Origin of the sequence: Methylobacterium sp. J-067 (genome assembly GCF_022829465.1) — a bacterium.
Taxonomy (GTDB): Bacteria; Pseudomonadota; Alphaproteobacteria; order Rhizobiales; family Beijerinckiaceae; genus Methylobacterium; species Methylobacterium litchii.
Map to the genome: position 1 here is coordinate 292,498 of NZ_JAKSXZ010000092.1, position 13,304 is coordinate 305,801.

Genomic DNA, 13,304 nt, shown 5'->3' on the forward strand with positions numbered 1-13,304 from the left:
CTACTGCTCGAGCCCGGCACGCGAGACCCGGCGGGCCTGCAGCGACGCCTCGAAGCTCTGAATCGCGCGGGCGAACTTGTCCCGGCATTCGGGGTTGCAGAAGCCCACGACGGCGCCGTTGTAGAGCGTCAGCGAGTCGGCCGAAATCGGCTTGCCCGACCACGGGCAGGCGTCGTTCACCGCGTCCTCGATCTTCAGCACGTGTCTCTCGGCCACCATGCGGTGCAAGCCTCCGCCACCCGGCCCGCCTTCGGGAGTTCGCCCAACGCCCATCGCGCCCGAGGGCGCGGACGCGCTGTCGGGCGTTGACCTCCGGCCTCGCGGGCCGGTCGGCGGGTCGTGACGCGATCATCTCAGGATCGGGAGCGCGGGGCGTAGCGACCGAACGGGGAAAAGTCAATTTTTCCCTCACCCTCGCTCTCTCGCACAGCGGTGAGGGGCGGCAGGGGGCCTGCGTCCCTTTACCACCCGTTAAGCATGTTCGGCTTGGGTGAAGGGGAATGATTCCCAGGACGCATGCCGATGTCTGAACCCGCCCGCGCGTTTCCGGCCTACGAGGACGACAACCAGGCGGCTCCGACTCCGCTGCGGGATTGGCTCAGCGCCCTGCAGCGCTACGAGGCCGACGCGAACGGCCCGCTCCAGGCACCGGCGGCCGACAACAGCCCCGGCGGGCCGCGCCTCACCTCGCCGACGCCCCCCGAGCAGGCTGAGGATGCCGACATCTCCGAACTGATGGCGGAGAACCTGATGCTGAAGGCGAAGCTGCAGGTCGAGCACGACCGGCAGGACGCCCTTCAGAGCGCGCTGGCCGCGCAGATCCGCGAGTTGCGCGAGCATATCGCGCAGGAGATGGCCTCGCTGGAGGAGTTGCGGGCCGAGCAGGAGGCCGTCCAGGCCGAGTACGCCGCCTTCCGCGCGGAGCGGGACGCCCTGACGGCCGAGCGGGATGGCTTTCGCGAGGACCGGGACCTGTGGCGGGCGCGGGCCGAGGCCCTGGCCAAGCCGCTGTTCCAGTCGGTCAAGGCCTGACGCAAGGGCCTGAAACAGCGAAGGGCCACCCCGTTTCCAGGATGGCCCTTCCATTGCCGAACCGACAGTCCGGCGGAACTGGTCCGAATTCGAGGCTCAGACGCGCTTAATGCGACGCGCCGGAGGCGAAGGTCCAGGTCCGGGAAGCCGAGACGGTCGGCTGATGACAATGAGACACTGGATCACCTCCTTTCGTTAGTTGCGGGAAGGAGGAAGTTAGGCGGCCAAAGCCGGCTTGTGAAGGGTGGGAGGCTGCGTCGCTTAGCCCTCGCTTTCGCCGGGGATGCGGAAGGGAGTAAGACGGCCCGGAGGCCGCAAGACCTTCCGATCCCTTCACCGCGATCCCGCCCGTGAACGTCCAGGTTCCTCCACCCCGCGCCGCCGACGAGGCCGCCCTCGATCCGGATGCGATGCGCCAGCCGCTGCCGAGCGCATGGTACTGCGTCGGCCGGGCCGACAGCGTTGGGGGCGGGCGCGTGCGCGCCGTCGCCCTGAACGGCGAGCAGATGGTGGTCGGGCGCGACAAGGACGGGGCGCTCTTCGCCCTGCGCGACCGCTGCCCGCACCGGGGCATGGCCCTGTCCAAGGGGCCCTTCGACGGGCAAACGCTGATGTGCCCGTTCCACGGCTGGCGCTTCGGCACGGATGGCGGATGCCGCGACGTGCCGACCCTGTCCGAGCACGACGCCGCCGACTTCTCCCGCATCCGGGTGCAGCCCTTCCCGATCCGCGAGAGCGCGGGCTTCCTCTGGGTGAACCCGCATCTCGGCCCGGCCCTCGGCGAGCCGCCCGAACTGCCCTCCCTCGATTTCGAGCCGGCGGGCAGCCTCGTGGTGGAGTTGGAGGTCGAGGCCTCCTTTGACCTCACGGTGCTCAGCCTCGTGGATCCGGGCCATGTCGCCTTCGTCCACGATACGTGGTGGTTCCGCCCCTCGAAGCAGCTGCGCGAGAAGGTGAAGATCTTCGAGCCGGTGATGCACGGCTTCACCATGGCGAGCCACGCCACCACGACGAGTTCGCCGGTCTACAAGCTGCTCGGCGGCGTGCCGGATGTGGAGATCGAGTTCCGCCTGCCGGGCGTGCGGCTAGAGCGGATCCGCGCGGGCACGCGCCGGGTGGCGAACTACACCTACGCCACGCCGCTCTCGCCCCACCGGACCATGCTGACCAACGCGCTCTATTGGAGCATGCCGGCGCTCAACCTGCTGAAGCCCGTCGCCCGGCCGCTGATGCGCCAGTTCCTCGGCCAGGATCAGCGGGTGCTGCAGGATGCGCAGAAGGGGCTCGACCGCAAGCCGACCATGGTCCTGTTCGGCCAGGGCGACCTGCCCTCGCAATGGTATTTCCGGCTGAAGCGGGAGGCGCTCGAATCGGGCCTCGCCGGGCGTCCCTTCGTCAATCCGCTGGAGCGGCGGGAGCTGCGCTGGCGCTCATGAGCCGCCGGATTCCGCGCGCGGAAAGCTCCTGTTAACCATGATTTACGTAGTCTCGCGCACGGTTCGTCGCCCCGAGACACGTTGCCCAATGCCCCGCTATTACATCGATCTGCACGACGGCATTCAGCCCATCAAGGACGAGGTCGGCTTCGACCTGCCCGACCTGCCGGCGGCCCGGGCCAAGGTGGTCCGCATCATGTCGGCCATCGCCCGCGACATGCTCCCCGACGTGGAGCGCCAGGATTACGTGGCGGGCGTCCGCGATGCCGTGGGCAAGGTGGTCTACCGGGTGCGTCTCTCCCTGGCGACGGAGATCATCGAGGGCTGATCCGCTATCGCGTCGCGCTTGACCGGCGCGGCGCGGCGGCCATCTCCTGAAGCATGAAACGGCGCAGCCTGCTGACGGTCGCGAGCGCGGCCACGGTCATGACCCTCGGCGGCGTCGGCTATGCCGCCCACCGCCGCAACGCGAACCCCTATTATTCCGGGCCGGTCTCGGACCATTTCGACGGGAAGCGCTTCTTCCTGCCGGGGGTCGACACCGACCGTGGCCTGAAGGACGTCGCCCGCTGGCAGGCCCAGCGCCGCCGCACGCCCTGGCCGAAGAGCGTCCCGAGCCCGTTCCCGGCCGACCGGCCGCCGGAGCGGGTGGACGGCCTGCGCGTCGTGCTCATCGGCCATGCGAGCTACCTCGTGCAGGTCGCCGGCCGTAACATCCTGATCGATCCGGTCTTCGCCAAGCGGGCGAGCCCCGTGCGCTTCGCCGGGCCGAAGCGGGTGAACCCGCCGGGCATCGCCCTGGCCGACTTGCCGCCCATCGATGCGGTGCTGATCACCCACAACCACTACGACCATCTCGACGGGCCGAACCTCGCGCGGATCTGGCAGGCGCATCAGCCGCTCATGGTGGCGCCCCTCGGCAACGACGCGATCCTGCGCGGCTACGACGACACGATGCATGTCGAGACCCGCGACTGGGGCGAGTCGGTCGATCTCGGCGACGGGCTGTCCATCCACCTGACGCCCGCCAACCATTGGTCGGCGCGGGGGATCAACGACCGCCGCATGGCCCTGTGGTGCGCCTTCGCGATCCTGTCGCCGCAGGGTTTCCACTACCATGTCGGCGATACCGGGCTCGGCGACGGGTCGATCTTCCAGGCGGTGCGCATGCGTTTCGGGACGCCGCGCCTCGCCACACTGCCCATCGGCGCCTACGAGCCGCGCTGGTTCATGGGGCCGCAGCATGTCGATCCCGCCGAGGCGGTGGAGATCGCCCGCATCCTCGGCGCGGAGCAGGCGCTCGGGCACCATTGGGGCACGTTCCAACTGACCGACGAGGGCGTCGAGCGCCCGGCGGAAGACCTCGCCGCCGCCCTCGCCGCCGCCGGCATGGCGCCGGAAACCTTCCTCGCCCTGCGGCCCGGCCAGGTTTGGCAGGGCTAAGCCGTCCGGCCAAGCATACGGCACGATGTATGCAAGATACCGGACGCGGCGACGACAGCCGCGTCCGAGCCGGAAACCTGATGACCTTCGTCGTGCCGACACGCCGCTCCCTCATGGCCGGAGGCGCGGCGCTCGCCGCCCTCGGCACCGCCGGCCGCGCACGGGCCGCGAGCGAACCGGGGACCCTGACCTACGGCATCTCGATGACCGATCTGCCGCTGACCACTGGCCAGCCGGACAGGGGCGCGGGCGGCTACCAGTTCACCGGCCTCACCCTCTACGATCCGCTGGTCGCCTGGGAACTCGATGTGGCCGACCGGCCGGGCAAGATGGTGCCGGGGCTCGCTACCTCCTGGGAGAGCGACCCCGCCGACCGGAAGAACTGGATTTTCCGCCTGCGCGACGGGGTGACGTTCCACGACGGCTCGGCCTTCGACGCCGACGCGGTGATCTGGAACTTCGACAAGGTGCTGAACAAGGAGGCACCGCATTTCGACCAGCGTCAGGCGGCGCAGGTCCGCCCGCGCCTGCCGGGCGTGGCATCTTACAAGAAGCTCGATCCGATGACGGTGCAGGTGACGACGAAGGCCGTCGACAGCCTGTTTCCCTACCAGATGCTGTGGTTCCTGATCTCCTCGCCCGCGCAATACGAGAAGGTCGGCCGGGACTGGGCGAAGTTCGCCTTCGCGCCCTCGGGCACCGGGCCGTTCAAGCTGGTGAAGCTCCTGCCGCGCGTCAGCCTGGAGATGGTGCCCAACGCCGCCTACTGGAACCCGAAGCGGATCTCGAAGCTGTCGAAGCTCACGCTCACCTGCGTGCCCGAGGATCTCGCGCGGGTGAACGCCCTGCTCTCGGGCAATGTCGATCTTATCGAATCCCCCGCGCCCGATGCCGTGCCGCGCCTCAAGGGTGCGGGCATGCGCATCGTCGGCAACGACACGCCCCATGTCTGGAACTACCACCTCTCCATGCTCGAGGGCTCGCCCTGGCGCGACCTGCGCCTGCGCAAGGCGGCCAACCTCGCCATCGACCGGGACGGCGTGGTGCAGCTGATGGGCGGGCTCGCCACCCCGGCGGTCGGGCAGGTGCAGAAGTCGAGCCCGTGGTTCGGCAAGCCGGATTTCGCGATCAAGACCGATGTCGATCAGGCCCGCAAGCTCGTGGAGGAGGCGGGCTATTCGGTGAAGAACCCCCTCAAGACGACGATCCTCATCCCGAGCGGCGGCACCGGGCAGATGCTGTCCCTGCCGATCAACGAGTACGTCCAGCAGAGCTGGGCGGAAGTCGGCATCCAGGCCGAGTTCAAGGTGGTGGAGCTGGAGGTCGCCTACACCGCGTGGCGGCAGGGCGCGGCGGATCCGAGCCTGAAGGGCGTCTCGGCGGAGAACATCGCCTACGTCACGTCCGATCCGTTCTACGCGATCCTGCGCTTCTACGATTCAAAGCAGATCTCACCCAACGGCGTGAACTGGAGCCATTACCGCAACCCGGAGGTCGATGGCCTCTGCGACAAGGTGAAGGCCAGCCTCGACCCGGCCGAGCAGGACAAACTCCTCGCCCGCATCCACGAAATCGTGGTCAACGACGCGGTGCAGGTTTGGGTGGTGCACGACACCAATGCGCATGCGTTGTCGAGCCGCGTGAAGCAGTATGTCCAGGCCCAGCACTGGTTCCAGGATCTGACTACGCTCGCCTGAAGACAATCGAACTTCGGAACCTCCTTCGCGAACTCGTGTTGAGTCGCGATACGCGAAGGAGGAACTTATGAAGACACTGCTAGCCGGTGCGATCGTCGTAGCCTCGATCGCCAGCACTGCTCCGGCCGTGGCCCAGCGGATCGATATCGGGCCGGGCGGCCCAAGCATCGACCTGCGGTCTCGTGGCCAGCGAGAGCGGGATTTCCAGCGCGAGGAATATCGCCGGGACCGCGAGGCCGAGCGCCGCGCCTATTACCGCGAGGAGCGCTATCGGGACGACCGCCGCGATGACCGGCGCGTCTATCGTCGCGGCTACGAATACTGATCCAGCCGCCAGGACTTGAAGGGGCCGGTACTCGCCGGCCCCTTTCACGTTTTTGTAGTGTTACCGCAACCGACGGCCACTTTTCGCACTTGCGTTAGGTTGGTCCGCGCACTAGGACACTCACGCATCGATTTCGGGAGAAAGTGGCAATGACCCTTCGCAACATCAGTGGTTTCGCGGCCGTGGCTCTTCTGGCTGCTGGTTTTGCAGCGCCGTCCGCCATGGCGAAGCCGATGGGCGGCGCCGGCGCCGTCAAGATGATCGACACCGACAACGACGGCACCGTCGACATGAAGGAAGTCGAGGCTGTCGCCTCCGCCACGTTCGACCGCCTCGAGAAGGATTCCGACGGCACCCTCGACGCCAAGGAGCTGAAGGGCCGCCTGAGCAAGGCCGGTGTGAAGACCGCCGATCCGGATTCCGACGGTACCCTCGACAAGAAGGAATACCTCGCGGCCGTCGGTGAGCGCTTCAAGATGGCCGACCCGGACGGTGACGGCACCCTCGACGCCAAGGAGCTGAACTCCAAGGCCGGCAAGGCGCTCCTCGCCCTCATCAAGTAAGCGGCATCCCCGCTGCACGGACGAACCCCCGGTGAGAGCCGGGGGTTTTTTGTTGGCGTGGGACCGCCCCTACCGTCCCCACAGCCCCACGCGCTCGGCCCGGGCCTGATCCTCCGCGTCGAGGAGGTCGGGCGGGGCGTCCTCGCGGGCGCGGGCACCGCCCGCCGCTACGATGAGGCTGGCGAGGTCGGCCCCGTCGAGGGTGCAGCGGGCGCCCTCCGCGCCGCCGCCCGCGCAGACCACCTCGCGCCGCCGCAGGTAGGCGGCGAGTTGCCGGGCAAGATGCCCGCCCTGGCCCTCGACGCCGAGGAGCCGCACGGCGCGCCCCCGGAACGAAAGGGTGGCGGTGTCGATCACGCTCGGCACGCCCCGGACCTCGTCCGACGTGCCGGAGGGGGGCGGGGCCACCTGCGTCGCGGGCACGGCCTCGGCCCGCGCGGCGGAGACGGGCGCCCGCGCCTTGCCCTTGGCGATGAGCGCCGAGGCCCGCTGGACGAAATCGTGGAAGATCCCCGCCGGCATCTCGCCGCCGAACATCCTGTTCATGGGGCTGTCGTCGTCGTTGCCGACCCAGACGCCGACCACGAGGTCGGGCGTCATGCCGACGAACCACGCATCACGGAAATCCTGGCTGGTGCCGGTCTTGCCGCCGACGATCTGGCCCGGCACCCGCGCCGCCCGGCCGGTGCCCGATTCGACCACGGCCTGCAATGAATCGAGCATCATCGTGCGCGGCTCGACGGGCAGGCTCGCCGTGTCGGTGGAGTCGGCGCGGACGTAGACCGGCTTCGGATCGCCGCCCCGGATCGCGTTGATCGCGTAGGTGTCCAGAGGCGTGCGCCCGGCAAGGACCGAACCGAAGGCGCGGGTCATCTCCAGGAGGCTCACCGCGCCGGAGCCGAGGACGAGGCTCGGCACGGCCGGGAGGTCGGATTGGATGCCGAGCCGCTTCGCCGTGGCGATGATCGCCGGGATGCCGACCTCCTGGCCGAGCTGGGCGGCCACGGTGTTGATCGACAGGGCGAAGGCGGTGCGCAGGGGCACCGGCCCCCGGTACTTGTTGTCGTCGTTCTCCGGCTCCCAATCGCCGATGCGGACGGGGCGGTCGACCACCCCCGAATCGGGCGTGAAACCCTTCTCGTAGGCCGTGAGGTAGGTGAGCATCTTGAACAGCGAGCCGGGCTGGCGCTTCGCCTGCACCGCGCGGTTGAACTGGCTGTCCTCGTAATCGCGCCCGCCGACCAGGGCGAGGATCGCGCCCTCCTTCGACAGCACCACCATCGCCGCCTGCCCGACCTTGCGGCGGGCGCCGTCCTTGTCGAGGCGCTTGGCCACCGCCGCCTCGGCGAGGCTCTGGAGATCGAGGTTCAGGGTGGAGCGGACGGTGATGTCGCCGTCGGTGCCCGCCAGACGCTTCAGATCCGGGGCGATCATGTCGAGGAAGTAGTTCGAGCCGGGCGGCGCCTCGGGCGGGGTCTTCAGCGTCACGCTCTGGCGGCGGGCGGCGTCCGCCTCCTTCGCGGTGATGGCCCCGGTCTCGACCATGGCCTGGAGCACCACGTCGGCGCGCTCCTTGGCGCCGCCGAGGTTGCGCGTCGGGGCGAGTTGCGACGGCGCGCGGACGAGGCCCGCGAGCATCGCCGCCTCGGGCAGGGTCAGGGCCTTGGCCGGCTTACCGAAATAGCGCCGTGCGGCGGCATCGGCACCATAGGCGCCCGCGCCGAAATAGGCGGCATCGAGATAGCCGAGCAGGATCTCGTCCTTGCTCATGGTCGCCTCGGCGCGCAGCGCCAGCAGCGCCTCCTGCGTCTTGCGCCAGAGCGACTTCTCCTGATTCAGGGTGATGAGACGGACATATTGCTGCGTGATGGTCGAGCCGCCCTCGCGCACGCCCCCGCCGCGCAGGTTGCGCCACGCGGCGCGGGCGAGGCCGCGCAGGTCGATCCCCCAATGCTGGTAGAAGCGCCGGTCCTCGATGGCGACGATCGCCTGGGCGAGGTGCGGCGGCAGGTCGGCCTGGGTCAGCCTCTGGCCCCGGAAGCTGCCGCGGGTGGCGAAGACCTTGCCGTTGTCGGCCTCCACCGTGACGGCGCGCTGGGCCGGCGCCGCCGCGCCGCTGCCGAGGGGCGGCAGGCTCACGAGCGCGGCGAGGACGTAGAGCCCGAGCGCCATTGCCGGCAGCAGGATGACGGCCGCGGCGATCGCCAGGGCCGGCCGGCCGGACGACACGGCGCGCAGGCTGCGAAACCGGCTCGGCGTCGCCGGTCGCGGCTCGGGCGCGGGCCGCGCCTCCCGGCGGCGGCGACGAGCCTCGACGGCCCCCTGCAGGCCGGAGCGGGCCGCCCGGTAGGCGCCACCCCCGGCCCGTCCGGCGAAGACACCGAGGCTGCGCCCGAGGGCGGCGGCCGCGCCGAGCACCTCGCGCCCGGCGGCGCGGGTGTCGGGCGATTGGCCCCCGGGGGGCGATGGGTCCGGGCGAGGGCCGTCGTTCACGGCCTGCGCGGGAGCACGGTCGCGGAGGCGTGGCGGCTGCGCAGGCTGATGCCGAGGATCACCAGCATCACGCCGAAGGCGATGGCATAGGCGCCGAGCCACCATGTCAGCACCAGGGCCGACATGCCGGGCTCGATCACCAGGGCGAGGCCGAACAGCACGGAGACGATCCCGCCGAGCAGGAGCCACCACCGCCCGTAATGCAGGTGCAGCCGGAAGGCGGCGGCGATCATCAGGGCGCCGGTCACGAAGGCCCAGGCGGCGAGCAGCAGCACGAAGGCCCAGACCGCCGCCGCCGGCACGAGAAAGGCGGCCACGCCGACGACGATGTCCACGAGGCCTTCGAGCAGCAGGAAGCCCCAGCGCTCGTGCTTCTGCGCGGCGCGGATCGCCCCGACGATGGTGAAGATGCCGTCCACGAGCATGTAGGCGGCAAAGAACAGGACCAGCGAGAGCACGAAGGCGGCCGGCGCCGCGAAGGCGATGGCGCCGAACAGGATGCTGACGACCCCGCGCAGGGCGACGAGCCACCAGTTGCGGGCGAGCGCGGTGCTCATGGCGTCGAGGCGGGCGGCCCCGACGAGGGGAACGCCCGTGGGCGTGGTGGACCGGGGATCGAGAGAGGGACCGCCTGTCATGGCCTGGCGTGCTCCGGCGAGGGGGCTGCGGCGTCGCGAGCAAGCTCCACCGTTCGCCCCCCAAACGCGGTGCGTGCCGGGGCGTTCCTGCGCCGGCGTCGCGCCGACCGCTTACTCCGCGTCGGGCGGCAGGGCTTCGGTCACTTCGATGCGGCGCGGCGCGGAGGGTGCGGTCTCCGGCTGGGCGCCGGTATCGGCGGCGGCGGCCACCGCCGTCACGCCCCGGTAGCGGGCGAGGCGGGCATCGATCATGTCCTCGATGCGGCTCTGGAACTCGGCGATGGTCAGGTGGCGGCGCTTGCCGCCCTCCGTCTGGGTGAACAGGCTGCGGTTCGCCTTCGCCGCCGAGCGGAACGCCTTGGCGGCGGTCTCGTCGGGCTTCTCGCTCGACAGGGAGACGAACCTGCCCGCGCTCGCCGTGCCGAGGAAATGGGCGAGGTACATCTCGGTGGTCGAGAGCGGACGGCCGACGCGGGCCTCGATCCGGTCGCGGTCGCGCTTGATCAATTCGGCCGCCATCAGGGCGGCGACGCGGGGGTCGTTGCGCAGGGAGAGGACGTGGTCCTTCATCCCCCCGGCGACGGTGATGGCCGGGCCGCTGCCCTTCACGGAGGCTGCTTCCTCCGTGAGGCCGTGGCGGGCGCCGAAGTCGCGGATCAGTTCGAGCCAGGTCGCCTTCACGAACTGGAACAGGCCCTGCGCGGAGGAGGTCGCCGCCTTCGCGTCGGTGTCGAAGCTGGATTCCTTGTCGGCGAGCGCCATCATGTAGACGGGATCGACGCCGGCCTCCTCGGAGGCCTTCACGATGGTGTCGACCACCTTCAGCGGGACGCTGCGCTGGCCGAAGCGCACCGCGTCCTCGCCGTCTTCCTGCGTGACGCGCGGCAGGGTGGCGAGGTTGTCGGCGATGAGGTCCGTGGTCGGCGGGTTCTGCTCCGGCAGGGGCAGGCCGTTCCAGGCGGAGCGGGCCTCGGTGGGCGGGGCGGCGATGAGGGCGGTCTCGGTCTTCGGGCTGGACTCGATCCGGTCATGGGCCTGGGCGGCCGGGACGAAGAAGGCCGGCGCGATGGCCGCCTGCGGAAGGCCGAAACCGGCCAGCAGGCCGAGCGCGAGGGCGCAGGTCGCACGGGAGCGGCCCTGCCGCCGGGTGCGCGTGGTCGTCGCGAGCATGAGTCCGCCCACGTCGTCGGCGCAACGCGCCGGCTCCGGGAAAACCCCCATCCTTAGGTCCTCTTGTTCTGTGCATTCCCCCGAAGGCCCCGGCTCTGGCGGCCGGGTGGCGTCGGGCGGCCGGCTCTATCGACGCCGGCCGTGACCAGAATGGGACGACCAGATGATTGGACCGTGGCAGGCCCCCCGCGGCGTTAACCTTTGCGAGGCGGCGCGCAGGGCTGGAATCGAGGCGGGGCGGGCGTGTGACAGTTGCAAGATGTCGCAGCCGGTCTTGGAACGAAGCACGCAGGGACCAGTTGGGTAGGGCCCGCAACCCGGGCGCCGGAGGTTCGACCTTCCATCCCGGACGCGTCATGCGTCCTCACAAGGACACCAGTTTCCCATGAGCATGCAGCCCGGTCGCCGCGTCGGCGTCGCCATCGTTGGCATGGGGGGCGCCGTCGCCACCACCGCCATCGCCGGCATCGAGATGATCAAGTCCGGTTCGAACCGGCTCGATGGTCTGCCGCTCGCGGGCGTTCCGGTCGCCGGGATGGCCGATTACAAGGACCTCGTCTTCGGCGGCTGGGATCTGAACAGCGACGACCTCGCCTCCGCCGCCGCCGGTCACGGCGTGCTGTCGCGGGAGGACATCGAGAACGGCGCCCAGGTGCTCAAGGGCATCGTGCCGTGGCCGGCGGTCGGCAGCGCCAAGTTCTGCAAGAACATCGACGGGCAGAACCGCATCGTTGCCAAGGACCACCGCGAGGCGGTCTCGGTGATCGCCAACGACCTGAACCGCTTCAAAAAGGAGAGCAACCTCGATGAGGTCGTGGTGGTGAACCTCGCCTCCACCGAGCGCTGGCCCGACCTCTCCGACCCGACGCTGAACTCCACCGCCGCCTTCGAGAAGGGGCTGGATTCGAGCGACGAGGCGATCTCGCCCGCGATGCTCTACGCCTACGCGGCGATCAAGAGCGGCATCCCCTACGCCAACTTCACCCCGTCGGTCGCCGCCGACGTGCCGGCCCTCCTCGAACTCGCCAAGGACCTCAACGTCCCGGTGGCGGGCAAGGACGGCAAGACCGGCCAGACCATGATGAAGACGGTGCTCGCCCCCGCGTTCAAGGCCCGCGCCCTGCACGTCGATGGCTGGTTCTCCACCAACATCCTCGGCAACCGCGACGGCCTCGCCCTCAACGATCCGAACTCGTTGCAGTCGAAGCTCAACACCAAGGGCACGGTGCTCGATTCGATCCTCGGCTACCCGGTCGAGGACCACCTCGTGCACATCCACTATTACCGCCCGCGCGGTGACGACAAGGAAGCCTGGGACAACATCGACATCACCGGCTTCATGGGCCAGCGGATGCAGGTGAAGGTGAACTTCCTCTGCAAGGACTCGATCCTGGCCGCCCCGCTCGTCATCGAGATCGCCCGCGTCCTCGACCTCGCCAAGAAGCGCGGCGACGGCGGCGTGCAGGAGCAGCTCTCGACCTTCTTCAAGGCGCCGATGGTCAAGAACGGCCACGGGCCGGAGCACGCCTTCGGCAAGCAGGAGAAGATGCTCCTCGACTGGCTCGGCGCACACTGATGCCAAGCGAGACAGCGGCGGGCGCCAGCGCACCCGCCGAGTTGCGTGAGCTGTTCGTCGAGCTCAACGACCTCAAGCGTGTCCGGTCCGCCGGGCGCGAGGGCACCATCGCCGAGCGCCTGTTCGCGCAGGGCTGGTCGATGCTGACGGGCGGCGCCAGCGCGGAGGATGTCGCCCTCGACATCACCGCGACGGCGCTCGCCGCCACCCGCCTCACCGACCTCGACGCCGCCTTCCTCACCGCCGCCGGCCTTTCCGAGGCCGAGGCGGCGACGGTGCTGCGCGCGGGGTTCGATGAGGTGACGGGCGCCCTCGATCCCGCCCTCCGAGACCGGCTGCGGGCCCGGCTCACCCCCGGCAAGGAGCCCGAGGCCGGCTTCGTGCCGAGCTTCGTCGGGGCGCTCGCCGCCCAGCCCCGGGCGGGCGTCACCTGCCCCGGCAAACCGCGCATCCTGCTGGAGCCGCCGGAGAACCACGCCGAGCATTGCCTGATGGTGGCGGTGTACGGCGTGTGCCTCGCCCCGTTCTACCGGGCGGACCCGGCGACGGTGTTCCTCGCGGCGATGGCGCATCACTTCCACAACGCGGCGATGCCGGATGCTGGCTTCACCGGCGAGATGCTGCTCGGCGACCACCTCCTGCCGATCATGGCGGTCGCCAATGGCTGGGCGCTCGGTGAACTCGATGAAGTGGGCGGCTTGCGCACCGAGGTCGAGCGTGCCCGTGCGATCCTGCCCGACGATTCCACCGCCGAGGGCCGGGCCTTCCACGCGGCCGATTGCATCGACCGGGTGTTGCAGATCGCCCAGCACCTGCGGGCGGCCTCCCTCACCATGGGGACGGTGCTGGACGAGATGGAACTGGTCCATGCCGGGCCGGTGAAGGGTTTCCATGACAGGGTCCTGCACGACATGCGGATCCCTTGAGCCAA

13 protein-coding genes are annotated in these 13,304 nt (G+C 69.8%); 9 read left to right on the forward strand and 4 right to left on the reverse strand.

The window, feature by feature from the left end; translation table 11 throughout:
• Positions 1-219, reverse strand: a complete 219-nt coding sequence (locus MKK52_RS10475) for a glutathione S-transferase (RefSeq protein WP_243953718.1) — start codon at positions 217-219, stop codon at positions 1-3.
• Between the two features lie 303 nt (positions 220-522).
• On the opposite strand from MKK52_RS10475, the gene MKK52_RS10480 reads away from it, so the two are divergent.
• The 7 genes from MKK52_RS10480 (at position 523) to MKK52_RS10510 (ending at position 6,496) form a co-directional block, all read left to right on the forward strand.
• Positions 523-1,032 (forward strand): ATPase, encoded by a 510-nt coding sequence (locus MKK52_RS10480; protein ID WP_243953719.1) that lies wholly within the window; start codon positions 523-525, stop codon positions 1,030-1,032.
• Positions 1,033-1,442: 410 nt separating this feature from the next.
• Complete coding sequence (locus tag MKK52_RS10485) at positions 1,443-2,468, forward strand: aromatic ring-hydroxylating oxygenase subunit alpha (protein ID WP_243953795.1); 1,026 nt, start codon at positions 1,443-1,445, stop codon at positions 2,466-2,468.
• Positions 2,469-2,556: 88 nt separating this feature from the next.
• The gene (locus MKK52_RS10490) at positions 2,557-2,796 is read left to right on the forward strand and encodes a DUF6894 family protein (RefSeq protein WP_243953720.1); all 240 of its coding nucleotides are present in this window, start codon (positions 2,557-2,559) and stop codon (positions 2,794-2,796) included.
• Between the two features lie 53 nt (positions 2,797-2,849).
• A complete protein-coding gene (locus tag MKK52_RS10495; RefSeq protein WP_243953721.1) occupies positions 2,850-3,911 on the forward strand; it encodes an MBL fold metallo-hydrolase in 1,062 nt (353 codons plus the stop codon).
• Between the two features lie 80 nt (positions 3,912-3,991).
• Complete coding sequence (locus tag MKK52_RS10500) at positions 3,992-5,608, forward strand: ABC transporter substrate-binding protein (protein ID WP_243953722.1); 1,617 nt, start codon at positions 3,992-3,994, stop codon at positions 5,606-5,608.
• Positions 5,609-5,675: 67 nt separating this feature from the next.
• Positions 5,676-5,933, forward strand: coding sequence for a hypothetical protein (locus MKK52_RS10505; protein ID WP_243953723.1), 258 nt, complete (start codon positions 5,676-5,678; stop codon positions 5,931-5,933).
• Between the two features lie 149 nt (positions 5,934-6,082).
• Positions 6,083-6,496, forward strand: a complete 414-nt coding sequence (locus MKK52_RS10510) for an EF-hand domain-containing protein (RefSeq protein WP_243930616.1) — start codon at positions 6,083-6,085, stop codon at positions 6,494-6,496.
• A 69-nt stretch (positions 6,497-6,565) separates the two neighbouring features.
• On the opposite strand, the gene MKK52_RS10515 is transcribed toward MKK52_RS10510, so the two are convergent.
• From MKK52_RS10515 to MKK52_RS10525, 3 genes are all read right to left on the reverse strand, one after another.
• On the reverse strand, positions 6,566-8,989 hold the full coding sequence (locus MKK52_RS10515) for a PBP1A family penicillin-binding protein (RefSeq protein ID WP_243953724.1): 2,424 nt from the start codon (positions 8,987-8,989) through the stop codon (positions 6,566-6,568).
• Entirely contained in the window at positions 8,986-9,627 is a 642-nt protein-coding gene (locus MKK52_RS10520; RefSeq protein WP_243953725.1) for an HdeD family acid-resistance protein, read from the reverse strand. Before MKK52_RS10520 ends, MKK52_RS10515 begins: the two co-directional genes overlap by 4 nt.
• Positions 9,628-9,738: 111 nt before the next feature.
• Positions 9,739-10,848, reverse strand: a complete 1,110-nt coding sequence (locus MKK52_RS10525; RefSeq protein WP_409564651.1) for a transglycosylase SLT domain-containing protein — start codon at positions 10,846-10,848, stop codon at positions 9,739-9,741.
• A 334-nt stretch (positions 10,849-11,182) separates the two neighbouring features.
• Between MKK52_RS10525 and MKK52_RS10530 the strand changes: the two genes are divergently transcribed.
• Together MKK52_RS10530 and MKK52_RS10535 are read left to right on the forward strand one after the other, a co-directional pair.
• Positions 11,183-12,373 (forward strand): inositol-3-phosphate synthase, encoded by a 1,191-nt coding sequence (locus tag MKK52_RS10530; RefSeq protein ID WP_243953727.1) that lies wholly within the window; start codon positions 11,183-11,185, stop codon positions 12,371-12,373.
• Positions 12,373-13,299 carry a hypothetical protein gene (locus MKK52_RS10535; protein ID WP_243953728.1) on the forward strand — a complete coding sequence of 309 codons (927 nt, stop codon included), beginning with the start codon at positions 12,373-12,375 and terminating at the stop codon, positions 13,297-13,299. Before MKK52_RS10530 ends, MKK52_RS10535 begins: the two co-directional genes overlap by 1 nt.
• Positions 13,300-13,304 lie beyond the last annotated feature (5 nt).